Consider the following 25876-nt stretch of genomic DNA (forward strand, 5'->3'; position numbering starts at 1 on the left):
GGGCCATGGAGGAGTTCACCCACAGGTCCGCGCCGGTCCGGGCCGCGTACAGCTACTGCGAGGCCGTCACCGGGACGCAGGCGCGCAACTTCGCCTACGGCATCAGGCTCCTGCCCGCCGACAAGCGCCAGGCCATGTCCGCGCTCTACGCCTTCTCCCGGCGTGTCGACGACATCGGCGACGGCCTGCTCGGCGGGACCGCCAAGCGGGAACGCCTCGAGGCGACCCGGGAACTGCTCGGCAGGATCCGCGACGGCGCGGTGGACGAGGACGACACGGACCCGGTCGCCGTGGCCCTCGCGGACGCGGCGCAGCGCTTCCCCATCCCGCTCGACGCCCTCGACGAGCTCATCGACGGCGTCCTCATGGACGTCCGCGGCGAGACGTACGAGACCTGGGACGACCTCAAGGTCTACTGCCGGTGTGTCGCGGGCGCCGTCGGGCGGCTCTCCCTCGGCGTGTTCGGCACCCTGCCCGGCGCGCGCGGCAGCGAGCGGGCCCCGGAGTACGCCGACACGCTCGGACTGGCCCTCCAGCTCACCAACATCCTGCGCGACGTCCGCGAGGACGCGGGCAACGGCCGTACCTACCTGCCCGGCGACGATCTCGCCAAGTTCGGCTGCACCGGCGGCTTCCACCGCGCGAGCCCGCCGTCCGGCGCCGACTTCACCGGGCTCGTCCACTTCGAGGTGCGGCGCGCCCGGGGGCTGTTCGCCGAGGGCTACCGGCTGCTGCCCATGCTGGACCGGCGTAGCGGCGCCTGTGTCGCCGCCATGGCCGGGATCTACCGCAGGCTGCTGGACCGCATCGAGCGCGACCCGATGGCCGTCCTGCGCGGCCGGGTCTCCCTGCCCGGCCGGGAGAAGGCGTACGTCGCCGTGCGCGGTCTCTCCGGACTCGACGCGCGTCACATCTCCCGCAACACCGTCAGGAGGCGCGTCTGATGCCGCTTCCGGCACCCTCTCGGCGCACCCGCCCGGCCGCCGGGCCGCGTACGGCCGTGCGGCGCGCCGCCCCGCTCCCGGGCGGCCTCCGAGCAGCCGGGGAGGGCGCATGACGTACCGGGACGGCACCTCCGAGCGGCGCGCGGTCGTCGTCGGCGGCGGGCTCGCCGGGGTGACCGCCGCGCTCCGCCTGGCGGACGCCGGGGTGCGGGTCACGCTGCTGGAGAACCGGCCCCGGCTCGGCGGGCTGGCCTTCTCGTTCCGGCGCGGCGAGTTGACGGTCGACAACGGCCAGCACGTCTATCTGCGCTGCTGCACCGCTTACCGATGGTTCCTCGACCGCGTCGGCGGCGCCGGCCTCGCTCCGCTCCAGCCGCGCCTGGACGTGCCCGTCCTCGACGCCGCCCACCCCCGGGGCCCCCGCCTGGGACGGCTGCGCCGCACCGCCCTGCCCGTGCCCCTCCACCTCGCCGCGAGCCTCGCCGGCTACCCCCACCTCTCCCTCACCGAGCGGGCCGCCGTCGGACGAGCGGCGTTCGCGCTGAAGGGCCTCGACCCCGCCGACCCGGCCCTGGACGGCGTGGACTTCGCCAGCTGGCTGCGCCGGCACGGCCAGTCCCCGCGCGCCGTCGAGGCCCTCTGGGACCTGGTGGGGGTCGCCACCCTCAACGCGACCGCGCCGAACGCCTCCCTGGCCCTGGCCGCGATGGTCTTCAAGACCGGCCTGCTCTCCGACCCCGGCGCCGCCGACATCGGCTGGGCCCGGGTCCCCCTCGGCGAACTGCACGACACACTGGCCCGCAAGGCCCTCGACACCGCCGGCGTCCGCACCGAACTGCGCACCCGCGCGGGCGAGATCACCCGTGCGGACGACGGGCGCTGGAACGTCACCGCGGGCTGCGGCCGGCTGACCGCGGACGCCGTCGTCCTGGCCGTACCGCAGCGGGAGGCGCACGCCCTCCTCCCCGAGGGCGCCCTGGACGACCCGGACCGGCTGCTCGCCATCGGGACCGCGCCGATCCTCAACGTGCACGTGGTGTACGACCGTCCGGTGCTGCGCCGCCCCTTCTTCGCCGCACTCGGCAGCCCCGTCCAGTGGGTCTTCGACCGCACCGGCGCCTCCGGCCTCGCCGCGGACGGCCCCGGCGGGCACCCCGCCGACGGGGCCGGCGGACGAGGGGCCGGACAGTACCTGGCCCTGTCCCAGTCCGCCGCCGAGGACGAGATCGACACCCCCGTCGCCGTACTGCGCGAGCGCTACCTCCCGGAGCTCGGACGGCTGCTGCCCGCCGCACGTGCCGCGAAGGTGCGGGACTTCTTCGTCACCAGGGAGCGCACGGCGACGTTCGCCCCCGCCCCCGGTGTCGGCAGGCTCCGGCCCGCGGCCCGCACCAACGCCCCCGGCCTACTGCTGGCCGGGTCGTGGACCGCCACGGGCTGGCCCGCGACCATGGAGGGCGCCGTGCGCAGCGGACTGGACGCCGCCGGCGCCGCCCTCGCAGACCTCGGCCGCCGCCAGGAGCACCCGCTCGAGGAGGCGGCTTGAGCCCCATGTCCGGAACCAGAGGAGAGAACGTGCCGACTGCGCCTTCGGCGAACCCGGCTGTCGACACCGCGGCCGTCACCGCGCTGCTGGAGCGCGGGCGGACGATGTCCACCCCGGTGCTGCGCGCCGCCGTGGACCGGCTCGCGCCCCCCATGGACACCGTCGCCGCCTACCACTTCGGCTGGATCGACGCCCACGGCCGCCCCGCGGACGGCGACGGCGGCAAGGCCGTACGCCCCGCGCTGGCGCTGCTGTCCGCCGAGGCCGCCGGCGCGGCGCCCGAGGTCGGCATCCCCGGTGCCGTCGCCGTCGAGCTGGTGCACAACTTCTCGCTGCTCCACGACGACCTGATGGACGGTGACGAGCAGCGCCGCCACCGCGACACGGTGTGGAAGGTGCACGGCCCGGCCCAGGCCATCCTGGTCGGCGACGCGCTCTTCGCGCTCGCCAACGAGATCCTGCTGGAACTCGGCACCGTGGAGGCCGGCCGCGCCACCCGCAGGCTGACCACGGCCACCCGCAAGCTCATCGACGGCCAGGCCCAGGACATCTCCTACGAGCACCGCGAGCGGGTCACCGTCGAGGAGTGCCTGGAGATGGAGGGCAACAAGACGGGCGCCCTGCTCGCCTGCGCCGTCTCCATCGGCGCGGTGCTCGGCGGCGCCGACGACCGCACCGCCGACACCCTGGAGGCGTACGGCTACCACCTCGGGCTCGCCTTCCAGGCCGTCGACGACCTGCTCGGCATCTGGGGCGACCCGGAGGCCACCGGCAAGCAGACCTGGAGCGATCTGCGCCAGCGCAAGAAGTCCCTGCCCGTCGTCGCCGCGCTCGCCGCGGGCGGGCCGGCGTCGCGGCGGCTCGGCGAACTGCTCGCCGCCGACGCCAAGGCGGATACCGACGAGCGGCCCGGGGCCGCGGGCGGCGTCGACGCCTTCTCCGAGGAGGAGTTCGCCACCCGGGCGGCCCTCATCGAGGAGGCGGGCGGCCGCGACTGGACGTCGCAGGAGGCCCGCAGGCAGCACGCCGTCGCCGTGGCGGCGCTGGACCGGGTGGACATGCCCGAGCACGTCAGGGCCCAGCTCGTCGCGCTCGCCGACTTCGTCGTCGTACGCAAGAGATGAGCGGCCTCCCCCGGACGGCATCCACCGAGATGACCGTGATCAGTCGCATATGAGTTCGCAGTCGCCGGCCGGTGCCCCCTCGGCACCGGCCGACGGCAGACCCGAAGCAGCATGTCCGACTGCACGAAGGGGAAGCCATGACAGCGACGACCGACGGAAGCGGCGGGGCCCCCGCGCTCCGCTCGCCCTCGGCCAGCGACCACACCACCGATCACCGTCCGGCCCCGGGGGACTCCGCGGGCCTGTGCACCACCGCCCTGCTGACGGCGCAGCGCTCCGTCGAGCACCTGCTCGGCAGGCAGGCCCCGCAGGGCTGGTGGAAGGCCGACCTCGAGACCAATGTCACCATGGACGCCGAGGACCTGCTGCTCCGTCAGTTCCTCGGCGTCCACGACGAGAAGACGACCGCGGCCGCGGCCGTCTTCATCCGCGGCGAGCAGCGCGAGGACGGCACCTGGGCCACCTTCTACGGCGGCCCCGGCGAACTCTCCACCACCATCGAGGCGTACGTCGCCCTCCGCCTCGCCGGCGACCGGCCGGACGACCCCCACATGGAACGCGCCGCCGCATGGATCCGGGCGCGGGGCGGCATCGCCGCGAGCCGTGTCTTCACCCGCATCTGGCTGGCGCTCTTCGGCTGGTGGAAGTGGGAGGACCTGCCCGAGCTGCCGCCCGAGCTCATCTACCTCCCCTCCTGGTTCCCGCTCAACATCTACGACTTCGGCTGCTGGGCCCGCCAGACCATCGTGCCGCTCACCGTCGTCTCCGCCACGCGGCCCGTACGCCCCGCGCCGTTCGCGCTCGACGAACTGCACACGGACCGCCACCGCCCCAACCCGCCCCGGCCGCTCGCTCCCGCGGGCAGCTGGGACGGGGTGTTCCAGCGCCTCGACCGGCTGCTGCACGGCTACCGCGCGGTGGCCCTGCGCCCGCTGCGCCGCGCGGCGATGAACAGGGCCGCCCGCTGGATCATCGAGCGGCAGGAGAACGACGGCTGCTGGGGCGGCATCCAGCCGCCCGCCGTCTACTCGCTGATCGCCCTCCATCTGCTCGGCTACGACCTCGACCACCCGGTGATGCGGGCCGGACTGGAGTCGCTGGACCGCTTCGCCGTGTGGCGTGAGGGGACCGCCGGGCCGGGTGACCGGCGGGAGGGCCCGGCCAGGATGGTCGAGGCCTGCCAGTCGCCCGTGTGGGACACCTGCCTCACCGTCGTCGCGCTCTCCGACGCCGGGGTGCCCGCGGACCACCCGGCTCTGGTCCGGGCCGCCGACTGGATGCTCGGCGAGCAGATCACCCGGCCCGGCGACTGGGCCGTGCGCAGGCCGCGTCTCGCCCCGGGCGGCTGGGCGTTCGAGTTCCACAACGACAACTACCCCGACATCGACGACACGGCCGAGGTCGTCCTGGCCCTGCGCCGGGTGAAGCACCCGGACCCGGCCCGGGTCGAGGAGGCCGTCGCCCGGGCCGGCAACTGGACGCTGGGGATGCAGTCGAAGTGCGGAGCCTGGGGCGCCTTCGACGCCGACAACACCGGCACCTTCCCCAACCGGCTGCCGTTCTGCGACTTCGGTGAGGTCGTCGACCCCCCGTCCGCGGACGTCACCGCGCACGTCGTGGAGATGCTGGCCCAGGAGGGCCGGGCCCACCACCCGCGGACCCGCCGCGGGGTCGACTGGCTGCTGCGCGAACAGGAGCCGCACGGCGCCTGGTTCGGCCGGTGGGGCGTCAACCACCTCTACGGCACGGGCGCGGTCGTCCCCGCGCTCACCGCGGCCGGGGTGCCGGTCTCGCACCCCGCGATCCGGCGGGCGGTCGGCTGGCTGGAGTCCGTCCAGAACGACGACGGGGGCTGGGGCGAGGATCTGCGCTCGTACCGCGAGGAGTCGTGGATCGGCCGCGGTGTCTCCACCCCCTCGCAGACCGGCTGGGCCCTGCTGGCCCTGCTGGCCGCGGGGGAGCGGGACGGCAGCGCGGTCGAGCGGGGCATCGCGTTCCTCGCCGCCACCCAGCGCGAGGACGGCTCCTGGGACGAGCGGTACTTCACCGGCACCGGCTTCCCCTGGGACTTCTCCATCAACTACCACATCTACCGGCAGGTGTTCCCGCTGATGGCCCTCGGCCGGTACGTGCACGGACAGCCGCCCGCCGGCCGGAACGGTGACTGAATGACCGCCCCCGGTACGCCGCCCGGCGGCGCCCCCGTCCCGCCGCTGCTGATCGCCTGCGCGCTGGGCATCGAACGGCTCGCCCTGCGCGCGGGCGGCCGCGGCGGCGCCCCGGGCCCGGTCACCGTACTGCGCACCGGGATGGGCCCGAGGAACGCGGAGCGTGCGCTCGCGCGGGTGCTGGGTGACGCCGCGGAGGGCCCCGGCCGCCGGGCCGGGGCGCCCCCGGCGGCCGGGGTCATCGCCGCCGGCTTCTGCGCGGGGCTCGCCCCCGGGATGCACCCCGGCGACGTGGTGGTGGCGGACGAGACCCGCGGGCCCTCCGGTTCCACGCCGTGCACCGCCACGGACGTCCTGACGGAGACTCTGGCCGGGGCGGTACCCGGGCGGACCGTGCACACCGGCCCGCTCACCGCCTCCGACCACGTGGTGCGCGGACAGGAACGGGCGGAGCTGGCGGCGACCGGCGCGATCGCGGTGGACATGGAGTCGGCTGCGACGCTCCACGGTGCCCTGAGAGCGGGGGTGCGCCAGGTTGCGGCCGTCCGGGTGGTCGTGGACGCTCCAGAGCATGAGCTGGTCCGTATCGGCACGGTACGCGGTGGAATATCAGCTTTCCGTGTCCTTCGTGCAGTAATGCCCGCTTTCTACGAATGGCACCGTTCTTTGCTGCTCCCCAGGAGGTGAGCCAGATGGCCATGCCGCTCCGCCAGACCATCAGAGTCGGAACCTATCTCTTCGAACAGAAGCTCCGCAGGCGCGAGAAGTTCCCGCTGATCGTGGAGCTGGAGCCGTTGTTCGCCTGCAATCTGAAGTGCGAGGGCTGCGGCAAGATCCAGCACCCGGCCGGGGTCCTGAAGCAGCGCATGCCGGTCGCCCAGGCCGTGGGCGCCGTTCTGGAGTCCGGTGCCCCGATGGTGTCGATCGCGGGCGGCGAACCTCTGATGCACCCTCAGATCGACGAGATCGTCGCACAGTTGGTGGCCCGGAAGAAGTACGTGTTCCTCTGCACCAACGCCCTGCTGCTGCGCAAGAAGATGGACCAGTTCACCCCTTCGCGCTACTTCGCCTTCGCCGTCCACATCGACGGGCTGCGCGAGCGCCACGACGAGTCGGTGGCCAAGGAAGGCGTCTTCGACGAGGCGGTGGCGGCGATCAAGGAGGCCAAGGAGCACGGCTTCCGGGTGACCACCAACTCCACGTTCTTCAACACCGACACTCCGCAGACGGTCATCGAGGTGCTGAACTACCTCAACGACGACCTCAAGGTCGACGAGATGATGATCTCCCCCGCGTACGCCTACGAGAAGGCACCCGACCAGGAGCACTTCCTCGGCGTCGAGCAGACCCGCGAGCTGTTCCGGAAGGCGTTCGCCGGCGGCAACCGGCGGCGCTGGCGGCTCAACCACTCACCGCTCTTCCTGGACTTCCTCGAAGGCAAGGTCGACTTCCCCTGCACGGCCTGGGCGATCCCGAACTACTCGCTCTTCGGCTGGCAGCGCCCCTGCTATCTGATGAGCGACGGCTACGTCCCCACCTACAAGGAGCTCGTCGAGGAGACCGACTGGAGCAAGTACGGCCGCGGCAGGGACCCGCGCTGCGCGAACTGCATGGCGCACTGCGGGTACGAACCGACCGCCGTCCTCGCCACCATGGGCTCCCTGAAGGAGTCGCTGCGCGCCGCTCGGGAATCCGTGTCGGGGAGCGGGAGGTGAGTCCGGGCGGCGGACGGCGGGCCCCGGCCGCTCCGGCCGGAGCGCGGCGGACCGGACCGGGGCCGGAGCGTGCCGGTTCCCGGGCACCCGCCGGGGCCGTACGGCGGGGGCGCCCCCCGGCCTTCGAGGAGCGCGGCGGATGAGCGACGGGTTCGACCTCGCGAAGCTGCTCGAGGAGCGCGCCGGTGAGCGGTACGAGCTGCACGCCCGGCACCTCAACCACCAACTGCCGCGGATGCTCCGGACGATCGGCTTCGACCGGGTGTACGAGCGGGCGGAGGGCGCCTACTTCTGGGACGACGAGGGCGGCGACTACCTCGACATGCTCTCCGGGTTCGGCGTCATGGGCCTCGGCCGGCACCACCCGGTCGTCCGCAAGGCGCTCCACGACGTCATCGACGCCTCCCTCGCCGATCTGACCCGCTTCGACTGCCCGCCCCTGCCCGGGCTGCTCGCCGAGAAGCTGCTCGCCCACAGCCCCCACCTGGACCGCGTGTTCTTCTGCAACAGCGGCACGGAGGCGGTCGAGACGGCCCTGAAGTTCGCCCGCTACGCGACCGGCCGGCCCAGGATCCTCTACTGCGGCCACGCCTTCCACGGGCTGACGGCCGGGTCGCTGTCGGTCAACGGCGAGGCGGGCTTCCGGGACGGCTTCACCCCGCTTCTCCCGGACACCGCGGTGGAGCTCGGCGATCTGGCTGCGCTGGAACGGGAGTTGGCGCGCGGCGACGTGGCCGGCTTCGTCGTCGAGCCGATCCAGGGAAAGGGCGTGCACGAGGCCCCGCCCGGATTCCTGCCCGCGGCACAGCAACTGCTGCACCGGCACGGGGCGCTGCTGATCGCCGACGAGGTGCAGACCGGCCTCGGCAGAACCGGGGACTTCTACGCCTACCAGCACGAGGACGGGGTGGAGCCCGACCTCGTCTGCGTCGCCAAGGCCCTCTCCGGCGGCTATGTGCCGGTCGGCGCGACCCTCGGCAAGGAGTGGATCTTCCGGAAGGTCTACTCCTCGATGGACCGGGTGCTGGTGCACTCGGCGAGCTTCGGCTCCAACGCCCAGGCGATGGCGGCCGGTCTCGCCGTGCTCTCGGTGATCGAGGACGAGCAGGTCGTCGCGAACGCCAGGGCCACCGGGGACCTGCTGCGGACCAGGCTCGCCGCGCTCGTGGACCGCTACGAGCTGCTCCACGAGGTCCGCGGTCGCGGACTGATGATCGGGATCGAGTTCGGCAGACCGTCCTCGCTGAAGCTGCGCGGCCGCTGGACCATGCTGCAGGCGGCCCGCAGGGGTCTGTTCGCCCAGATGGTGGTCGTGCCCCTGCTGCAACGCCACCGCATCCTCACGCAGGTCTCGGGCGACCGGCTGGAAGTGATCAAGCTGATTCCGCCGCTGATCATCGGGGAGCGGGAGGTCGACCGGTTCGTCGCGGCCTTCACCGCCGTCATGGACGACGCGCACGACGGCAGCGCGCTGATGTGGGACTTCGGGAAGACACTCGTGAAGCAGGCGATCGCCGGCCGCTGAGGGGGCGGGGCGGGCGGCTCGACGGGCCGGGTGGGCCGGGCCTCGTGGACGCGCCCGGTCGTCAACCGGGCGCCTCGCCGCGGACCGGCGAACGACCGCCCCGGGGCGGTGTCGGCTGCCACCGGCTCACCGCCCTTCGCCGTGAGAGCTCGGGACCCACGGCGCTCCGCTGCCGAAGCGCCTGCGGAACACCGTGCCGGGCATCGCGAACGCCGCTTCCACCGCGTCGCCGTCGACGGTGTCGCGGGCGGGGCGCCTGGGGACCTTCCGGTATCCCAGCGCACGGACGAGGCCGATGGCAGACGCCCAGCTGTCCGCGGCCACCACCACCTCGTCGACGGCATCGCAGGCGTTGCTCGCATCGGCCAGGACCGCGTAGGCGACCACCGTGCCGCCGACCGTCACCTTGGCGCTCATTCCGTCCGTACTGCTCATTCCGCTCATCCTGCTCATGCCGACTCCGGCCTGCCGCGGCCGTACCGCGGGACGACCCGGTCCGTTCCGTCACCGCCGGTGTTCCGCGGCAGGACGCGGTCAGACGGTGCCGTCGACCAGACGGTCGCGCAGTCGCTCCCGCGTCGCGGGCGTCAGGCCGAGGCCGTCCTGGAGATAGCGCTCGGTGCCGCCCCAGACCTCCTCCATGGTCTCGAACGCCGCGGCCAGGTACTCGGCCCGGGCGTCGAACAACGGGTTCAGCAGCTCCATCACCTCGGGCGACATCCCGGTCGGTGAGCTGTCGCTGCGGCGCACCCGGTAGCGCCGGTGAGGGTCGTTCGACTTGAGGTAGTCCGCCTCGATGGCGTCCCGCTCGACGCCCACCGCCAGCAGCGAGACGGCGATGGACAGGCCCGCCCGGTCCTTGCCCGCCGCACAGTGCATCAGCGCCGGCGTGCTGTCGTCCGCCAGTGCGTGCAGGACGCGGCTGTGCTCGGCGGTGCGCTCCCTGATGAGCGTGCGGTAGGAGGCGATCATCCGCCCGGCCGCCTGGCCGTCGGCGAGGATCGACTTCAGCTGATCGAGGTTCCCGTCACGCACCATGCGCCAGAACTCCGCCCCGTCGGCCGGGTCCGACAGCGGGATATTGACGTTGCGCACCCCGGAGAGCTCCACATCCGGCCCCTCCAGCCTCTGGTCGGCGGAATTGCGGAAGTCGAAGATCGTGTGGAGCCCGAGCGAGGAGAGAAAGGCCGCGTCGGTGTCCGTCGCGTGCGCGAGATGGCCGCTGCGGAAGAGCCGCCCGTACCGAATGTGCCGTCCGTCGACGGTCGGCAGCCCGCCCACGTCCCGGAAGTTGCGCACGCCGGACAGCTCGGGTTCGGCCGACGGGGTCTGGGGCAGCTGCTGCGTCACGGGGGCTCCTCCGTGTCTGCGGTCGGCGCTGCTCGCCGACGATGGCGCGATGCCGACACTACGACATCGGTTCCTCAGGCAATTATTTCGCGCTCCGCGGGGACCTGGGCGCGCGGAGCTCCCCTGCCACCGGGGTCCCGCGGACCCCGGTGCGGCACGCCCCGGCCGGCGAGCGGACGGTGCGGTGGCGTCGGGTGTGGTGACGTCGGGTGCGGTGCGCGCGGACGTGCCGGTCCCGGCGACTCATCCGTGCGGGAACGGCATTCCGTCCGGGCGGGTATAAGTACTTTTCCGTGGGACACATGTCGTTAATCGCAATGCATCCGCAATATCCAGTGTGTCCGAGTTGGCCACTTTTGGGCAATCCGAACCCATTGAAATGGGTATGGCATTCGCCCGTGAGCTGAATCATATCCGTGACGTTCCGTGGGGGGCTCAACGGTTCAACTCCCTTGCCCGTATGGAAGTCGAAGCCCCGGAATCCACGGAGCGTGACCGGGAAATGTGCGCTGATATCCGGCAGATCGATTCAACGGGGAAATGACGGCTTGTTCCCGGCGGCCGGGCTCCTTTACGGTCACCGCAATCCGGTCGGAACGCCTCATCCTGCCGCCGTCCGGAATATCGCACCCACCCACACATGTGGCAGGAGCGGGGGACCCAGGTACCGCGCCGTTCCGTGATCCCGGACGGCTTGGGGTGAAGCCGTGTCCACGCGCGGCCGGGCGGCTCCAGCCCGAACCCGACAGCTCACCTCGCAGGCGGCGGAGAGGAAAGCGCCATGCCCGGTAAGGGGAAGCACCGCCGTCCGAGAACCAGCCCGTTCAGGCGCGGACTGGTCGCCGCCGGTACGGGCGGAGCCGTCATCGCGATCCCGTTCGTCGGTGCCGCGGGCGCGAACGCCGCCGGGCAGTCGGCGCCCGCCGGGCACGCCGCCCCGACCGTCCACAAGGCCGGCGCCCCGGCCGCCCCCAAGGCCGTCGCCCCCCAGGCGCCGCAGGCCGTCACGGCGGCCGGGCTCTACACCGTCGTGCCGGGTGACCACCTCTCGAAGATCGCCGCCGAGCAGCGCGTCACCGGCGGCTGGCAGCAGCTCTACGCCGACAACCGGGCCGCCGTCGGCGAGAACCCGTCGCTGATCCACCCGGGCCTGGAGCTGAGCCTGCACGGCAAGCAGGCGGCCCAGGACGCCCCGAAGCCGCAGGCGAAGAGCGAGCGCAAGGCCGGCGCACCCGCGAAGGCCGGTACCGGGACCGCGGCGCAGAAGCCCACCGCACCTGCCGCGCCCGCCGACCGCGCCTCCCGCACGGCCGACCGCACCGCGGCGGCCCCGGCGGCGGCCCCCGCCCAGGCGCCGGCTGCCGCTCCCGCCGCCGGGAGCGTCCCCTCGGGCTACTTCGCCCCGGTGGCCGGCGGCGTCAGCACCGCGTACAAGGCCGCCGGAGCCATGTGGTCCAGCGGCTACCACACCGGTGTCGACTTCATCGCCCCCACCGGCACGTCCGTGAAGGCCGTCGGCCCCGGCACGGTCGTCTCGGCCGGGTGGAGCGGCGCGTACGGCAACGAGGTCGTCATCAGGCACGACGACGGCACCTACTCGCAGTACGCCCACCTCTCCCAGCTGTCCGTCTCCTCCGGTGAGAGCGTCGAGGGCGGCCTGCAGATCGGCCTGTCCGGCTCGACCGGCAACTCCACCGGCCCGCACCTGCACTTCGAGATCCGCACCAGCCCCGGTTACGGATCGGACATCGACCCGCTGGCCTATCTGCGCCGCCACGGGGTCTCGATCTGACGCTGCGTCGGTACCTCGCGCCGCGTCATCCGTCCGCCGGCCCCGCGCAGGGGGCCGGCGGACGCCTTCGCGCGGGCCGTGCGCGGCAGCGGAGCAGTCCGCGCGGCTGCGGCTCCGGTGCACATGGTCCACGCTGGGTCGGGAGGTGACGTGGTGGTCCATGTCACGTGCCGTCAACCCCTCCCTACGGTGGCGTAGGCCACTTGACGCGGTGAATGATGGCTCGACGTGGCAGACGATTCGCGTTCAAGAGCAAAGGAACCCTTCGGGTCGTACGCGGCGATCGGTGACAGCTTCACCGAGGGCGTCGGGGACCCCGGACCCGACGGACGGTTCGTCGGATGGGCGGACCGTCTCGCGGTCCTGCTGGACGACCGCCTCCCGGAGCACACCTTCCGCTACGCCAATCTCGCCGTACGCGGCAGACTCCTCGACCAGATCGTGGCGGAGCAGGTGCCCCGTGCCAGGGAACTCGCCCCGGACCTGGTGACGTTCTGCGCCGGCGGCAACGACATCATCCGGCCCGGCAGCGACCCCGACGCCGTCGCGGAACGCTTCGAGCGGGCGGTCGCGGACCTCACCGCCTCCGTGGGCACCGTGATGGTGACGACGGGGTTCGACACCCGCGGGGTGCCGGTGCTCCGCCACCTGCGGGGCAGGATCGCCACGTACACCGCACACGTCCGCGCCATCGCCGACCGCTACCACTGCCCCGTCCTCGACCTCTGGTCGCTCAGGTCGGTGCAGGACCGGCGGGCCTGGGACGCCGACCGGCTGCACCTCTCGCCCGAAGGGCACACCCGCGTGGCGCTGCGCGCCGCGCAGGTGCTCGGACTGGAGGTGCCCGCGGACCCGGACCAGCCGTGGCCTCCGCTGCCGCCGCGCGGCAGCCTGGAAGTCCGCCGGGACGACATCCAGTGGGCCCGCGAGCACCTCGCGCCGTGGATCGGCCGGCGGCTCAGGGGTGAATCGTCCGGCGATCACGTGGTGCCGAAACGCCCCGACCTGCTGCCGCTCTGATCGCCGCGCCCCGCCCGCGGGCGCCCGTCCGCGCGCGGGCGACGGTCCGGGTTCGGGCAAGGGCCCGCGCGCGGGCGACGGTCCGGGTTCGGGCAAGGGCCCGCGCCCGGGCGACGGTCCGGCTACGGGCGAGGGTCCGGCCAGGGGCGAGGGGCCATGCCCGCGTCCCCACCGCCGCTCCCGCCGCTCCCGCCGCTCCCGCCGCTCCCGCCCGCGCCGCTCCCGCCCGGGGTGCTCCCGCCGCCGGGCGGCGAGACCGGGTACCCGGCCGGGACCCGCTCCAGGACCCCTCCGGCGAACACGTCGTACAGCGGCAGCGACTCCAGATGGACGTAGCCGATGTGGCAGTCGCACACCGCGAGCGGGCAGGCCCGCGGCCGCAGTGCCGCACGGTAGGAGCCGTCGTAGAGGTTGCCCAGTTCGGACCGCACGAAGTGACAGCGCCGCACCGTGCCGTCGCCGTCCACCGAGATGACCGACTCGCCCGTGCGGCAGGGCAGCCCGGCCGAGCGGTGGGGATGCCGGCTGTACGGGAAGAGGGGGTCCAGCGCCGTCCACCGGGCGGCCTCCCCGTCCGAGTACGTACGCCCCTCCGCCGCGTTGACCCACAGATAGACCTGGGCCGGGAGGTCGGCCCGCAACCGCCGGGCGGACTCCAGGTGTTCCTCGAAGCCCACGATCCCGACGCTGAACCTGATGCCGCGCGCGGCCAGGTCCCGGCACTTGCCGAGGAAGCGGGCGTACGGCGTCTGACCGGGGTGGTACGTGCACCACAGCGCCAGCTTCCCCGGGTCCGCGCCGTCCAGCCAGTCCGTGCGGCAGCTCAGATTGGTCTGGACGGCGACCCTGCGGATGTGCGGAAGCCGGGACAGCTCGGTCAGCGCACGGCGGTACCAGGAGCGCACCAGCCCCTCGCCCCAGGGCGTGAACAGCACCGACAGCCGGTCCTCGCCCTGCCGCTCCGCCGCCCAGCCCGCGAACCGCTCCAGCGCCGCCCGGTCGGCCCGCAGCTGCTCGCGGCTGTCCCGCCGCTTGGCGAACGGGCAGTAGGGGCAGTCGTAGTCGCACGACGCCAGCGGCCCGCGGTACAGCACGGTCAGATCCATCGGCGCCTCACTTCGGCTCGTAGGCGGCCATCGCGTGCCGTACGGCCGGCGAGAACAGCTCGGGACCCAGCGCGTCCGAGTGCGCCAGCCCCTCCGGGGTGAGCCGCAGCAGCCCGCCGGTCTCCTCCAGCCAGCCCCGCCCGGCGAACGCGGCCAGTTCGCCGGGGAAGTCCTCGGCGGGTGCGCTGCCGAAACGCTCCCGGTAGCCGGCCACCTCCATGCCCTGCGCCTGCAGCAGCGACTGCAGCAGATGCCGGCGGCGCGCCTCACCGCCGTCGATCCGGCGGCCGACCTCGGCACGGGTGAAGTCCGCCGCCTCCGTGTAGTCGTCGATGATCGCCCGTATCCGGCGCATGTCGACGGCGTAGTCGAAGGAGTAGTGCAGCCCCGAGGTGTACGAGCGTGCCCCGCAGCCGAGGCCGATCATGCCGTCGGTCTGGCAGGCGTGGTCGTCCGGGCCGCGCGGCGCCGTGCCCCCCGCGCCGCCGCGCCGGAACATCCGCATCGAGACCTGCTGGTATCCGTGCGCCAGCAGATGATCACGGCCCTGCCGGTAGAGCCGCAGCCGCTGCTCGTCCCAGGCGGTGTCCGCGTCGGCGCCGGCCTGCCGGCCGAGACCGGTCAGCGGCCGCACATAGAGGGGGTACAGGTACAGCTCCTCGGGGTGCCAGGCCAGCGCCGCGTCGAGGGATCGCCGCCAGGTCGTCTCGGTCTGCCCGTCGATGCCGTAGATCAGATCGATGTTGAGGACGGGGACGCCGGTGTCCCGGATGCGGCCGAGCGCGGCCTCGACGTCGGCGCGCCGCTGCGGACGGACGGCGGCCCTCGCCTCGGCGTCCACGAAGCTCTGGACGCCGATGCTCACCCGGGTGGTACCGCGCCCGGCGAGCACCGCGAGGCGGTCGGCGGTCGCGGTGGCCGGGGACGTCTCCACCGACAGCGGGACCTCGCGCAGATCGGCGCCCATCCGCCGCTCGGCGATGTCGCAGAGCCGCTCCAGCTCCCCGGCGGTGAGGAAGGTCGGCGTGCCGCCGCCGAACGCGGCGGCCGCGAACCGGACCGGTTCCGTGTCGCCCAGCGCCTCCCGCACGGCCACGGCCTGCCGCTCCAGCGCGTCGAGATACCGCGTCGTCAGCTCGCCGGGAGCGCCGATCCGGGTGAAGAGGTTGCAGAAGCCGCAGCGGACCTCGCAGAACGGTATGTGAAGGTAGAGGGAGAGCGCGTCCTTCCGCTCCCCGGCCCACAGTTCGCTCAGCGCGGGCCGCTCCGGCAGCGGACGGTAGGACGTCTTGTGCGGGTACGCGTAGACGTAGCTCCGGTACGGGCGGATGCTCTGCGCCCCGCGGTTCACCGGGCACCGTCCGTCTCGTCCGGCCCGGGCAGGAAGAACTGCGCGTACGGCACGGTCCACACGACCTCGTGTCCGAGGCGGTGGCCGGTGTATCCGCCGTCGCCGTACGCCGTGCCGTGGTCGGAGCAGACGATCGCGAAGCAGCGCCGGCGGCTGCCCGCCGCGGCGAACAGCCGGCCCATGTGCCGGTCGACGTACTCCAGCGCCGCGGCGTGGGTCTCGCGCGAGTCGCCCGCTTCGCGTGTCGCCCCGGGCAGGTGGAACCAGTTGGGCTGGTGCAGGGCCGAGACGTTGACGAAGAGGAACAGGCGCTGGTCGGCGGGGAGGGCGGCGACGACCTCCTCCGCCCTGGCGACCTGCGACTCGAAGGAAGTCGGGGAGGCCACCCCGAACTCCGGCTCCCAGTGGCTCTCCTGGAACAGCCCCGGCAGCACGCTGCCGAGCGGCCCCTGCCGGTTGAAGAAGCCGACACCGCCGATGCACACCGTCCGGTACCCGGCTCCGGCGAGCCCGGATACCAGGTCCGGCGTGTCGTACACGAACGTGCCGTCGGCGGTCGTCTCGCTGCCCGCGAACCGCGCGGCGAACAGCCTCGGGTGAGGACCGGGCGCGGCGGGCGTCGGCAGGAAGCCCGCGAAGATCGCCTGGTGCGAGGCAAAGGTGAAACTGCCCGGGGCGTGCCGCCGCTCCCAGCGTCCGCCCGGGAGATGGCGTGCCAGATGCGGGATGCGTCCGGCGGCCGCGAGTTCCTGCGCGATGTCGAAGCGCAGCGTGTCGAGGGTGACGAGCAGCAGGTCGTCCGTGCCGACGACCTCCCGCATGTCCGCCGGAGGAGGTCCGGCGGTGCGGTGCGGGGACCCGTCCAAGTCCGTCGTGGGGGACTGCGTCATGCCGGCCGGACCGGTTGGGCCGGGAGGGGCTGGGTGCATGGTGGTTCCTCATGGTGCGGTCGTACGGCGGCGGCGACCTGCGCCGCATAGGTGTCGAGTCCCTCGCTGCCGCTGCCCGGCAGTCCCGTGAGCCCCGGTAGGAGGTCGCCGAAGGCGTTGACCTCGCCGACGGCGAACCGGCGCCAGCCCGTGGCCGGCAGCAGGTCGACGCCGACGCACAGGGTTCCGGGGAAGCGGCGGGCGGCCCGCTCGCACGGGCCGAGCACGTCGTCGCGCCAGCTGCGGCCGGCGGCCCGCACCGCGGCCCTCGCCTCGGCCAGGTCCCCCCGGACACCGCCCAGATGGAGATTGGTCAGCGGGGACCGGCTCGTCCGCACCACGGCGTGCGTGGCCCGGCCCGCGACGACCACGACCCGCAGGTCGGCGGCCCGTCCGTGCTGGTCGGCCTTCGGCAGCCAGCGCTCGATGTGCAGACCGTCGGGCGCGAGGGCGTCCACGATGGCGGCGATCTCCGGCTCGGCGGTGTAGCGGCGCAGCCTGAGCGAGTTGAACAGCCTTCCGTCCGGGGCCCGTTCCACCGATGTCGCCGCCCTGACGCGGCCGCCGCCGGCGAACTCCACGGCCAGCACACCGGACGCCGAGGAACCGTGCGCGAGCTTCACGAACGCACGGCGGTAGCCCGGTTCGGCGAGCACGGCCCGCACGTCGTCCCAGCCGCGAACGGCGGGGACTCCGGCGCCCGAGGTGGGCGACGGCGGCACCGCCACACCGGCCGTCGCGAGCCGCTCGTGGCACAGCCGCTTGTCGAACAGCACGGCGATCTCCGCCGGGTCGTCGAGCAGGGTGCCGCCCGCCGCCCGCACGGATTCCGCCACCTCCCGTACGGCGTCCGTGAAACGGGCGTACCAGCGGCCGGTGCCTTCGACCCTGGCCGGGTCCTCGACTCCGCGCAGCAGCCGGTCCACCTCGGGGTCCTCGCCGGGCGAGTCGATCCGCACGGTCTCCCCGCCGGCGAAGCCGGCCCGGCCGCGCAGGACGTCCAGCCACGGCACCACCCGCGCCTCGGGCAGCCCCGCCGCGCGCAGGGCACGCTGGAAGAAGGCGACCCGGCGGTTCCCCGGGACGCCGACGACGGCGAAGCGCCGGGACGCCGCCGGTCTCACTCGGCCACCGCGGTGAACCGGCCGTCGTCCCCGTCGTCGTCCCACGACTCCTGCACATCGTCCAGATTGACGGTGACTCCGGAGGGCTCCAGCGCGCGCCGTATGCGCTCGGCCATCGGCGCGTCGATGAAGTGGTGGTGCAGATCGAGCTCCTTGAGGTGGGTCAGGGGCTGCCCCTCGAGCAGCGCCGCCGCACCCTGGTCGCCCAGGGTGCCCATCGACAGATCCAGTACGTCCAGCCGGGCGACCACGGGAGCGGCCGCGAGGGCCGCGGCGATCTCATCCTGGATCTCGCTGTTGCGCAGCGCCAGACGGCGGAGCCCCGGGAGCCGGGTGCCGGCGAGGAACGGCCCCAGATCGGTGAGTTCGGCGTCACCGCCGTAGCCGGAGGTGCCGAGCCAGAGGTCCAGGCTCTCCAGCGAGGGCAACTCGCAGGCGGCGACGCCCCGCACCACCTCGGCCGGCAGGCCGCCGCTCTCGATGACCAGGGTCCGCAGGCGATCGTGCCGGGCCGCCCCGAACGCCAGGCCCATGCCGCCCCGGACCCCGAACTCCTCGAGCTCCGGGAAGCCGTCGAGCAGCGGCGTGACATCACCCTGGTTGATCCAGGAGATCTCGCACTCCTCGCCGGTGATGTCGCCGACGAACAGCGCCCGCAGCTCCGGCAGCCGGTCGCGTGCGGCGAGCAGCGCGGAGACGACCTCGCCGGGACCGCTCTCGTACACATCACTCCAGGCGCCCACGATCAGCGCCCGGACCCTCGTGGTGTCCACGGCGGCGGTGAAGCGCGCGAAGGCGTCCTCCCACGCCTCCTCGCTCTCGTACGCCTCGACGGCGATCCGCCAGGCGACGGAGGCCGGGTCCGGCAGCTCGCCGGCCTTCGCGTCGGCGCCGGGGAAGTCGAACGCGGGCAGGCCGTGCAGCACCTGCAGATGGCTCCCGATGGTCATGACGATGCTCCAGACGGCGGACGGCGATGATCGGTTGATGTGCGAGCAGTTCTACCAAGCGTCACTGACACCGCCCGTCGCGGGGGCGGCCACCACGTCCACCGCCGGCCGCGCCGGGCGGGCAAGCGGCGGCGCGACCTCCCACACGCACCGCCGGTGACCCGGCCGCGGCCGCCGCGCCACGCGCCCGAGCCGGGCTCCATCGCCGACGCGCCGCCGACGGGCTCCGCCGCCGGGTCGCGCGCATCCCGCGTCCAGGGGGGCGGACGCCGATGTCAGACCCTGCCTCTAACGTCCATCACAGTCCGGCGCACCAGGTGCCGGCGGTCCAGGGGAGAGCTATGTACCGGCAGGGAGATGTGCTGATCGTGCCCGTCGCGGAGGACGCCGTGCCCACCCGTGCCGAGGACGCGCAGGGGGAACCGAGGGACGGCCGCGGGCGGCTGGTGCTGGCGCTCGGCGAGGTCACGGGCCACGCCCACGCGGTGACGGGCCCGGGGCGGCTGTTCCGCGACGCCGGGCCGTCCGGGCCGATGCTGCTGCACCTCCCCGAGGGCGGCCGGGTGGTGCACGAGGAGCACGCGCGCATACCCCTGCCCAAGGGGTGGTACCGGGTGGTGCGCCAGCGGGAGTACATCCCGGGCGCGGTGCGGATCGTCGCGGACTGAGCGCCGGGGGAGCGGCCCGCGGCGGGACAGGGCCGGCGGGGCGCGCGACCGGCAGGACGGCAACAGGGATCAAGGGACGGGGCTTGGCATGCAGTACATCGACACATGGCGGGCAGTGGCCGCGGCGACGGGCCCGGCAGACCGGGCGGCCGCGGAGGAGGGCGTCGGGCTCGCCTACCGCACGGCCGGGCTCACGGAACCCGAGCGCTTCGTATGGGTGGGATCGCCCAAGGCCGCGGTGACGGCGGTGCGGTCGCTCCGGGACGCGGGCCGCTCGGTGCGGGACGAGGTGAGGACCGTGCCCTGGGCCGAGGAGCGCCGCCGTGTGCACGACGCCCTCGGCCCCACGGGCTGGGCGGAGCTGTGGGGGAGGAGCGGCGCGCTGCTGTGGGATACCACGCGTGCGCTCGCGGAACGGATACGTACCGGAGTGGCCGACGCCCTGGCGGAGGAAGCCGCCCGCACCGGAGCCGACCCCGACGCCGCGGACGCCGAACGGAAGTCGGCGCGGATGGTCCTGCTGGACGCGGTCCTGGGCCAGCACGACGCCGCCTGGCTCGCCGCCTTCGACGGCCGCAGCGACCGGCTCGCCGGCCTCGCCCGGGTGGCCCGGCACGCCGGCTGGTGGTGGCCCTTCGAGAAGGCGGTGGTGATCTGCGAGCGGCCCGTGGAGCTGCACCGCGACGAGGCAGGCCGGCTCGACCGCGGCGACGGCCCGGCGCTCGCGTTCCCGGACGGCTTCGCGCTCCACGCCTGGCGGGGCATGCCCGTCCCGGCCGAGTTCCTGTCCGGACTGGCCTCACTCACCCCTGAGCGCATACGCACCGAGGAGAACGCCGAACTGCGCCGGGTGATGCTGGAGTTCTACGGCTACGACCGCTATCTGGCCGAGTCGGGCGCCCGGCCCGTGCATCGCGACGGGACCGGCGTCCTGTGGCGCATCCCGCTCGCCGACGACGAGGACGTCACGATGGTGGAAGTGGTCAACTCCACGCCGGAGCCGGACGGTACGCACAAGACGTACTGGCTGCGGGTTCCGCCGGAGACCCGGACCGCGAGGGAGGGCGTCGCATGGACGTTCGGGCTGGACGCCGAGGCGTACGCCCCGGTGCGTCAGACCTGAGCGGAAGCAAGCGCTTCGGGGCCGATCAGCGCCGAACTGCCGTGCCCCGTACAGGCGTAGGCTCCGGCGACCGCGCCCAGCCGTGCGCAGTCCTCCACCCGGCGGCCCGCCAGCCGGCCGTAGAGGAAGCCCGAGACGTACGCGTCGCCCGCGCCGTTGGAGTCCACCACCGGAGCGGGCGGCACGGTCGCCGGTATCGGGCGGGGTGTGCGCCCGCCGTCGCGGGTCATCAGATACGAGCCGCCGGCCCCGGCCGTGGCGACGACCACCTCGGCGCGGCCCTCACGCAGGATCTCCCGCATCACCGGCGCGATCCGCTCCCCGGCACCGGCCGCGCTCAGGAACACCACGTCGGAGCGCAGCGCGAAGTCCCGGTGGTGGTCCTCCACTCCGTCCCAGTCGTGGAGATCGGTCGACACCGGCACCCCGAGGTCCACGACGTCGTCGTACAGGAACCGGGCGAAGTTCACGATCGACAGATGGACGTGGCGGGCCCGCCGCAGATGGGGGAGGTAGAAGTCGCGCGGCATCCGCAGATCGCCCGGGTCGCGGGCGTCGTAGAACGACATCCTGCGCCCCGTGCCGTCGACCAGGTTCACCGCACGCCTGGTTCCGGCGGGGGACACCAGATGCTCGAAGTCCACGCCGCCGTCCGCCAGCCGCTCCCGCACCCGGCCGCCCGGCGGGTCGTCCCCGATGAAGTCCAGGAAGGTCACACCCAGCCCGAGCGCCCGGCACCCGAGTGCCACATTGCCGCCGGTGTGGCCCACCCACTCACGGATCGGCGGTACCCCGACCGAGTCCGCCTGCGGCACCGGCAGCGACTCGACCCGCACGACCGTGTCGACCCCACTGCCGCCGACCACGAGTACATCGAGGGCGGGCTGTTCCGTGCTCTGTGCCGACGACGTCTTCCTCTCCGCGCGACTTCCCGTGCGCCAGGCCCTGCCCGTGCGCCGGGCACCGACCGTGCGCTAAGCACTCTGCCGCGTCAACGCCGCCCGGTCGAGCCCCAGTTCGCGGGCGAGCGCCTCCTCGGCCCACTCCAGCATGACCGCGCGGCTGAGCGAGCCCGCATACGACGTCATCTGCACGGCCAGGCCGTCGAGCGTCGCCGTCAGGCGCCAGGCCGCCGACGTCGGGTCCGCGCAGTGGAACTCGCCCGCTGCCGCACCCTCCGTGATGACCGCCGTGAGCTCCGCCTTCCACACCCGGTCCAGATCGCGGGACACCTCGCGCAGGGAGGGCTCCCGCAACGCCGCGGCCCAGCCCTCGATCCACAGCCGCCACCCCTTCGCCTGCCCGGTCGGGGCATACCAGCGCACGGCGGCGCGCAGCCTCCGCAGCGCCGAGGTCCTGCGGCCGAGGATCCTGCGCAGATGCCCCAGATCACTCTCCGCCGCATAGCAGAAGGCGGCGGCGACGAGCTTCTCCTTCGACGAGAAGTGGTACAGCACCAGGGCGTTGCTGACGCCGAGAGCGGACGCGACATCGGCGATCCGGACGGCGGCCACCCCGCGGGCCTCGATCTGCTCCACGGCGGCCCGCAGCAGTTCCCGCCGCCGCTCCGCCACGTTCAACCGGACTCTCGTCACCCGGTCACCCTAGACGCCGGCACGGACGGGGTCGAAGGCGACCGGATCGCGGGCCTACCGGCGATACGACGGCAGGTGCCGGACGCGGCGGATCGGCGGGCCGGACGTCGCGGTGCCCGGAGGCGGTCGGCCTGCGGCTTGGAACCCGGATCGATACTCCCTGGCGGACCGAGGCGCTGCGCGGCATGATGCGATGATGTTCACAGGTGAGCGCGACGGCCAAGCGGCGGTGACACGGTGGACCCCCGCCACGATCCACCCCGACATGTGGGTCGACCCGGACGACGACCCGCGAGAGACGGCAGCCGAGACGGTCGACGAACGCGGCGCGCTGCTGGAGAGTCTGCGGTACTTCCGCCTCACCATAGAGATGAAGTGCGCGGGTCTGGACGCCGAGCACATGGCCCGGCGCTCCGTGCCTCCGTCCACGATGTCCCTGCTCGGGCTGGTGCGTCATATGGCCGAGGACGAACGGCACTTCCGCCGGATGGCCGGAGAGGACTCCCCGAGGATCTACCGCACCGCGGAGGACCGGGACGGAGACTGGAACGGCGCGATCGCCGACCCGGCGGTCGTGGACGAGGCGTGGGACCGGTGGCGGGCCGAGAGGGAACTGACCGACCGCTTCATCGCCGGGTGCGCCGACCTCGGCACCCGTACCGGGGAGGCGCCCCTGCGCGAGATCCTGGTGGCGCAGATCGCCGAGTACGCACGGCACTGCGGCCACGCCGACCTTTTGCGCGAGCGGATCGACGGCCGAGTGGGGCAATGAACCAGACGCCGACGCTCAACCCGCGGTTCCCTCAGAGCGCTCTCCGCGGTGCCTGCGCATGCGTCGCGAGCTCCAGCAGGCGCCGGTCGGTCGCGTGCCCCCCGACGACGGCCAGTCCTACGGGAAGTCCGCCCACCCTGATCCGGGGCAGCACCAGACAGGGCAGACCGGCGCTGCTCGCCAGGCAGGTAAGGCGGAACGCGGCATCACGGAGTGCTGCCTTCCGCTCGGCGGTCTCGTCGGTCGTCGGTGCCGGGCCGCCCGTGGCGGGTAGCAGGAGCACGGTGTCGTCCGGCAGGGCCGAACGCGCCGCCCGGCCCGCGTGGTGTACGACCTCCTCGGCGGCCGCCCGGCGCTCCGCGGTGACCTCCGAGGCGCGGGCGAAGCGGGCGGCGATGCCGGGGCCGAGCGCACCGGGATGGGCGCGTACCCAGGCGCCGTCGCACTCCCACACCTCGGCGCCCTGGGCGGTCGCGAACGCCGCCCCGAGTGCAGCGGGATCGCCGCCCACTGAGGGCACGTGCTCGATGCGAAGCCCGGTCCGCGCCGCCAGGTCCGCGGCCGCCTCGGCGAACGAGCCGCGCACCTCCGGCTCGGCGAGCGCGACAAGATCGTCCGCCACCAGCGCCGTGCGGAACGGGGGTACGGCTTCGGCCGCCCCGGCCTCCGGCAGCAGGACGTCGCCGACGCGCGCCAGCGGCCCGGGGTCCCGTGCCAGCCAGGCGACGGTGTCGAACGACGGTGCCAGCGGCAGCATTCCGGTGACGGGGACGAGGCCGTGTGTGGGTCGCAGTCCGTACAGACCGCAGTAGGACGCGGGCACCCTGATGGAGCCTGCCGTGTCGCTCCCGAGGCCCACGTCGGCCTCACCGAGCGCGACAGCCGAGGCCGGACCACTGGAGGAGCCGCCGGGCACCCGGCCGGGCGCGGCCGGATTGGGCGGTGTGCCGTAGTGGGCGTTGGTCCCGTTGAGGCTGTAGGCGAACTCGTCCGTCTGCGCGATGCCCTCCACATCGGCTCCGGCGTCCAGCAGGGCGGCCACCGCCCAGGAGTGCGCCGGCCGGGGCTCGGCCTCCGCCAGCCGGGCCGGATTTCCGGCACCGATCCGGTACCCGGCGACGGCGTGGATGTCCTTCACCGCCAGGCGCAACCCGCGCAACCTCCCGGCACCGGCCCCCGCCACCAGGGGGTCGCCGCGCTCGCGCCACACCGCAATGTCGTCCGCCGACCGCATCGGGAACCTCCTGACGTCCGATCGAGCTGCTCATGAATCCCGCTCCTGCGGCGCCGAAAGCGCGGGCCACCGGGACGGCCGAGCGGTCCGCGCCCGGCCTGCGCCGTGCGGTCCCGCAGACGCGGCCACCGTCGGGCCACCGACAAGGATGACCCGTTGGGACCGTGTACGGCGCCAGCGGCACGGTCCACCGAACGGGTGGTGCACCGTACGAGTGTGCCGCCGTAGGAGTGGGCCTTCTCAACAGCGCACCGCCGAAACAACGCACCACGGGAACAAGCGCACCGCGGCGTCCGGGAAGGACGCCGGTACGGTCCGGGGCCCGGCCGTCCCGCGTGGGCGGTGTCGGGTGAACCCGGACCGCGGTACGCAACTCGGCACCCTACTCCGCCGCGGCCGGAGTCAGCGGCGGCCCGGTCAGCGGCTCCCCGGTTGCGGGTACGGTACCGGCCGGCCGCGGGCGAGTACCCGGCCGTGACGCAGGGACCGCCGCGGCTCACCCGGCCGTCGCCGCAGCGCGGCCCCGGCCGCCGGTGGGCCCCCGGACTACCGTGCGTACGGGCCGAAGCGCTCCGCGATCCGCGGCAGCAGGTCGGCCACGATCGCCTGGACCGCGGCCCGCGGGGTGGTGCCGTCCGACTCCGCGCGGGTGAGCATCCGGTCGACGAGGGGGCGCATGGACCGCCGGGTGCGGGCGAACGCCTCGTCCGCGTCCGCGCCGATGTCGCCGAAGAGGGTCCACCACCACCAGGCGTTGGTCCCGGAGTTCACGACGACGTCCGGCAGCACGGTGACACCGCGCGCCCGCAGCAGCTCCTCCGCCTCGGGAACCACCGGCATGTTCGCCGCCTCCGCGATCCAACGGGCCCGAATCGCTTTCTGGTTGGCCGCGTCGACGGCGTACGAGACCGCGGCGGGCACCAGGACCTCCGCGTCCGCCGACAGCCAGGCGTCACCGGGCAGTTCGAGGTCGCCGGGGCGGAGAGCAGAGCGGTCCACCGTCCCGAAGGAGTCCCGGGCCGCGAGCAGGGCCTCCACGTCGAGGCCGCCCGGGTGGGCGATCGTCCCCCGGACGTCGGCCACGGCCACGATCCGCAGCCCGGCGCGGGAGAGGAAGCGGGCCGTCGCCCCGCCCATCGTGCCGAGGCCCTGCACCGAGACCCGGGTTCCCTCGCGGGGAGTGCCCGCGCGTTCCAGGGCCGTGAGCACGGACTCGGCGACCCCGCACCCGCCGACCAGTTCGCCGAGCCCGATTCCGTCGACATCGGCGGCGAAGGCGTCGGCCAGCCGCCGCCGCGCCGTCGCCTCGTCGTCGAGCAGCGGGTACACGGCCTGCACCGTCGAGACCAGCCCGGCTTCGGCAGCGGCCCTGTCGATCACGTCCTGTCTGAGCCCGAGGTCCTCGCCGGTGGTCCACATGTGCTCGATGTACGGCCGCATCGCCCGCAGGTAGCGGACCAGCACGCCGTACGCCTCAGGGTCCCTCGGATCGCAGTCGATCCCGCCCTTCGCGCCACCGAGCGGCACGTACCGGCCCTCCGGGTCGTAGTGCAGGGCCTCCTTCGCGGTCATGCCCCGGGCCAGGCCCGCGACCTCGGCCAGGGAGCAGCCCGGGCGCATCCGCAGCCCTCCGCTGCACACCCCTCGTACGAGCCGGTCGATCACCAGATGGCCGCGCCGCCCGGTGACATGGTCGGTCCAGGTGAGCGAGACAAGCGGGCTGGAGTGGGACACGGGGCCTCCGGCTGCGACTGCGAACTGAACAGTCGGTCAGTATCCGAGGGCGCCGGCGGACTGTCAACGCGTCCCGCCGCCGCTGCCGCCCCCGTCCCGTCCCCCG

Annotated in this window: 23 protein-coding genes and 1 riboswitch; of the genes, 12 read left to right on the plus strand and 11 right to left on the minus strand. The window is 73.7% G+C overall.

Going from position 1 to position 25876, the window contains the following annotated elements:
• The first annotated feature begins 5 nt into the window (after window positions 1-5).
• The 7 genes from hpnD to DDW44_RS27275 all read left to right on the plus strand — a co-directional run bounded on the left by hpnD (window position 6) and on the right by DDW44_RS27275 (window position 9022).
• On the plus strand, window positions 6-944 hold the full coding sequence (hpnD, locus tag DDW44_RS27245; RefSeq protein WP_108908109.1) for a presqualene diphosphate synthase HpnD: 939 nt from the start codon (window positions 6-8) through the stop codon (window positions 942-944).
• A 109-nt stretch (window positions 945-1053) separates the two neighbouring features.
• The gene (gene hpnE / locus DDW44_RS27250) at window positions 1054-2490 is read left to right on the plus strand and encodes a hydroxysqualene dehydroxylase HpnE (protein WP_108908110.1); all 1437 of its coding nucleotides are present in this window, start codon (window positions 1054-1056) and stop codon (window positions 2488-2490) included.
• Window positions 2491-2495: 5 nt separating this feature from the next.
• Entirely contained in the window at window positions 2496-3614 is a 1119-nt protein-coding gene (locus DDW44_RS27255) for a polyprenyl synthetase family protein (RefSeq protein ID WP_411354516.1), read from the plus strand.
• A 137-nt stretch (window positions 3615-3751) separates the two neighbouring features.
• Window positions 3752-5782 carry a squalene--hopene cyclase gene (gene shc, locus DDW44_RS27260; protein WP_108908111.1) on the plus strand — a complete coding sequence of 677 codons (2031 nt, stop codon included), beginning with the start codon at window positions 3752-3754 and terminating at the stop codon, window positions 5780-5782.
• The gene (locus DDW44_RS27265) at window positions 5783-6469 is read left to right on the plus strand and encodes a phosphorylase family protein (RefSeq protein WP_018888997.1); all 687 of its coding nucleotides are present in this window, start codon (window positions 5783-5785) and stop codon (window positions 6467-6469) included.
• A 5-nt stretch (window positions 6470-6474) separates the two neighbouring features.
• Entirely contained in the window at window positions 6475-7497 is a 1023-nt protein-coding gene (gene hpnH / locus DDW44_RS27270; RefSeq protein ID WP_017944199.1) for an adenosyl-hopene transferase HpnH, read from the plus strand.
• Window positions 7498-7636: 139 nt separating this feature from the next.
• Window positions 7637-9022, plus strand: a complete 1386-nt coding sequence (locus DDW44_RS27275; RefSeq protein ID WP_108908112.1) for an aspartate aminotransferase family protein — start codon at window positions 7637-7639, stop codon at window positions 9020-9022.
• A 126-nt stretch (window positions 9023-9148) separates the two neighbouring features.
• On the opposite strand, the gene DDW44_RS27280 is transcribed toward DDW44_RS27275, so the two are convergent.
• On the minus strand, window positions 9149-9457 hold the full coding sequence (locus DDW44_RS27280) for a hypothetical protein (RefSeq protein ID WP_244224123.1): 309 nt from the start codon (window positions 9455-9457) through the stop codon (window positions 9149-9151).
• 99 nt (window positions 9458-9556) lie between these two features.
• Window positions 9557-10372 carry a tyrosine-protein phosphatase gene (locus DDW44_RS27285; RefSeq protein ID WP_018889000.1) on the minus strand — a complete coding sequence of 272 codons (816 nt, stop codon included), beginning with the start codon at window positions 10370-10372 and terminating at the stop codon, window positions 9557-9559.
• Between the two features lie 621 nt (window positions 10373-10993).
• Window positions 10994-11151: riboswitch (cyclic di-AMP (ydaO/yuaA leader) on the plus strand.
• A gap of 2 nt (window positions 11152-11153) precedes the next feature.
• Here DDW44_RS27285 and DDW44_RS27290 point away from each other — a divergent pair.
• A complete protein-coding gene (locus DDW44_RS27290) occupies window positions 11154-12164 on the plus strand; it encodes a M23 family metallopeptidase (protein WP_108908114.1) in 1011 nt (336 codons plus the stop codon).
• 228 nt (window positions 12165-12392) lie between these two features.
• A complete protein-coding gene (locus tag DDW44_RS27295) occupies window positions 12393-13184 on the plus strand; it encodes an SGNH/GDSL hydrolase family protein (protein ID WP_018889002.1) in 792 nt (263 codons plus the stop codon).
• A gap of 122 nt (window positions 13185-13306) precedes the next feature.
• On the opposite strand, the gene DDW44_RS27300 is transcribed toward DDW44_RS27295, so the two are convergent.
• The 5 genes from DDW44_RS27300 to DDW44_RS27320 all read right to left on the minus strand — a co-directional run bounded on the left by DDW44_RS27300 (window position 13307) and on the right by DDW44_RS27320 (window position 18644).
• Complete coding sequence (locus DDW44_RS27300; RefSeq protein WP_108908115.1) at window positions 13307-14290, minus strand: STM4011 family radical SAM protein; 984 nt, start codon at window positions 14288-14290, stop codon at window positions 13307-13309.
• Between the two features lie 7 nt (window positions 14291-14297).
• Entirely contained in the window at window positions 14298-15641 is a 1344-nt protein-coding gene (locus DDW44_RS27305) for an STM4012 family radical SAM protein (RefSeq protein WP_108908116.1), read from the minus strand.
• Window positions 15638-16462, minus strand: coding sequence for an STM4013/SEN3800 family hydrolase (locus DDW44_RS27310; protein ID WP_108908117.1), 825 nt, complete (start codon window positions 16460-16462; stop codon window positions 15638-15640). Before DDW44_RS27310 ends, DDW44_RS27305 begins: the two co-directional genes overlap by 4 nt.
• A 65-nt stretch (window positions 16463-16527) precedes the next feature.
• On the minus strand, window positions 16528-17694 hold the full coding sequence (locus tag DDW44_RS27315) for an STM4014 family protein (protein WP_108908118.1): 1167 nt from the start codon (window positions 17692-17694) through the stop codon (window positions 16528-16530).
• Window positions 17691-18644 (minus strand): STM4015 family protein, encoded by a 954-nt coding sequence (locus DDW44_RS27320; RefSeq protein WP_108908119.1) that lies wholly within the window; start codon window positions 18642-18644, stop codon window positions 17691-17693. Before DDW44_RS27320 ends, DDW44_RS27315 begins: the two co-directional genes overlap by 4 nt.
• Window positions 18645-18985: 341 nt before the next feature.
• Here DDW44_RS27320 and DDW44_RS27325 point away from each other — a divergent pair, with 341 nt between their 5' ends.
• Window positions 18986-19312 (plus strand): hypothetical protein, encoded by a 327-nt coding sequence (locus tag DDW44_RS27325; RefSeq protein WP_108908120.1) that lies wholly within the window; start codon window positions 18986-18988, stop codon window positions 19310-19312.
• An 88-nt stretch (window positions 19313-19400) separates the two neighbouring features.
• Window positions 19401-20435 (plus strand): DUF6745 domain-containing protein, encoded by a 1035-nt coding sequence (locus DDW44_RS27330; protein WP_108908121.1) that lies wholly within the window; start codon window positions 19401-19403, stop codon window positions 20433-20435.
• Here DDW44_RS27330 and DDW44_RS27335 read toward each other — a convergent pair.
• Window positions 20426-21301, minus strand: a complete 876-nt coding sequence (locus DDW44_RS27335) for a carbohydrate kinase family protein (RefSeq protein ID WP_108908122.1) — start codon at window positions 21299-21301, stop codon at window positions 20426-20428. The genes DDW44_RS27330 and DDW44_RS27335 overlap by 10 nt on opposite strands.
• 108 nt (window positions 21302-21409) lie before the next feature.
• Window positions 21410-22030: a TetR/AcrR family transcriptional regulator gene (locus DDW44_RS27340; RefSeq protein WP_166802877.1), complete on the minus strand. Its 621-nt coding sequence runs from the start codon at window positions 22028-22030 to the stop codon at window positions 21410-21412.
• A gap of 196 nt (window positions 22031-22226) precedes the next feature.
• Here DDW44_RS27340 and DDW44_RS27345 point away from each other — a divergent pair, with 196 nt between their 5' ends.
• On the plus strand, window positions 22227-22802 hold the full coding sequence (locus DDW44_RS27345; protein ID WP_267805415.1) for a DinB family protein: 576 nt from the start codon (window positions 22227-22229) through the stop codon (window positions 22800-22802).
• Window positions 22803-22833: 31 nt separating this feature from the next.
• On the opposite strand, the gene DDW44_RS27350 is transcribed toward DDW44_RS27345, so the two are convergent.
• Both DDW44_RS27350 and DDW44_RS27355 read right to left on the minus strand, forming a co-directional pair.
• The gene (locus DDW44_RS27350) at window positions 22834-24036 is read right to left on the minus strand and encodes an amidase (protein WP_108908125.1); all 1203 of its coding nucleotides are present in this window, start codon (window positions 24034-24036) and stop codon (window positions 22834-22836) included.
• A 546-nt stretch (window positions 24037-24582) separates the two neighbouring features.
• Window positions 24583-25770 (minus strand): Glu/Leu/Phe/Val dehydrogenase dimerization domain-containing protein, encoded by a 1188-nt coding sequence (locus DDW44_RS27355; RefSeq protein ID WP_108908126.1) that lies wholly within the window; start codon window positions 25768-25770, stop codon window positions 24583-24585.
• Window positions 25771-25876 lie beyond the last annotated feature (106 nt).

The organism is Streptomyces tirandamycinicus (genome assembly GCF_003097515.1).
GTDB lineage: Bacteria > Actinomycetota > Actinomycetes > Streptomycetales > Streptomycetaceae > Streptomyces > Streptomyces tirandamycinicus.

Coding starts and splice junctions, on each gene's coding strand:
- DDW44_RS27345 (WP_267805415.1), top strand. CDS start 22,227: ATGTTCACAGGTGAGCGCGACGGCCAAGCGGCGGTGACACGGTGGACC.
- DDW44_RS27325 (WP_108908120.1), top strand. CDS start 18,986: ATGTACCGGCAGGGAGATGTGCTGATCGTGCCCGTCGCGGAGGACGCC.
- hpnE (WP_108908110.1), top strand. CDS start 1,054: ATGACGTACCGGGACGGCACCTCCGAGCGGCGCGCGGTCGTCGTCGGC.
- DDW44_RS27320 (WP_108908119.1), bottom strand. CDS start 18,644: ATGACCATCGGGAGCCATCTGCAGGTGCTGCACGGCCTGCCCGCGTTC.
- hpnD (WP_108908109.1), top strand. CDS start 6: ATGGAGGAGTTCACCCACAGGTCCGCGCCGGTCCGGGCCGCGTACAGC.
- hpnH (WP_017944199.1), top strand. CDS start 6,475: ATGGCCATGCCGCTCCGCCAGACCATCAGAGTCGGAACCTATCTCTTC.
- DDW44_RS27265 (WP_018888997.1), top strand. CDS start 5,783: ATGACCGCCCCCGGTACGCCGCCCGGCGGCGCCCCCGTCCCGCCGCTG.
- DDW44_RS27275 (WP_108908112.1), top strand. CDS start 7,637: ATGAGCGACGGGTTCGACCTCGCGAAGCTGCTCGAGGAGCGCGCCGGT.
- DDW44_RS27300 (WP_108908115.1), bottom strand. CDS start 14,290: ATGGATCTGACCGTGCTGTACCGCGGGCCGCTGGCGTCGTGCGACTAC.
- shc (WP_108908111.1), top strand. CDS start 3,752: ATGACAGCGACGACCGACGGAAGCGGCGGGGCCCCCGCGCTCCGCTCG.
- DDW44_RS27290 (WP_108908114.1), top strand. CDS start 11,154: ATGCCCGGTAAGGGGAAGCACCGCCGTCCGAGAACCAGCCCGTTCAGG.
- DDW44_RS27280 (WP_244224123.1), bottom strand. CDS start 9,457: ATGAGCAGTACGGACGGAATGAGCGCCAAGGTGACGGTCGGCGGCACG.
- DDW44_RS27350 (WP_108908125.1), bottom strand. CDS start 24,036: ATGCGGTCGGCGGACGACATTGCGGTGTGGCGCGAGCGCGGCGACCCC.
- DDW44_RS27330 (WP_108908121.1), top strand. CDS start 19,401: ATGCAGTACATCGACACATGGCGGGCAGTGGCCGCGGCGACGGGCCCG.
- DDW44_RS27310 (WP_108908117.1), bottom strand. CDS start 16,462: ATGCGGGAGGTCGTCGGCACGGACGACCTGCTGCTCGTCACCCTCGAC.
- DDW44_RS27255 (WP_411354516.1), top strand. CDS start 2,496: ATGTCCGGAACCAGAGGAGAGAACGTGCCGACTGCGCCTTCGGCGAAC.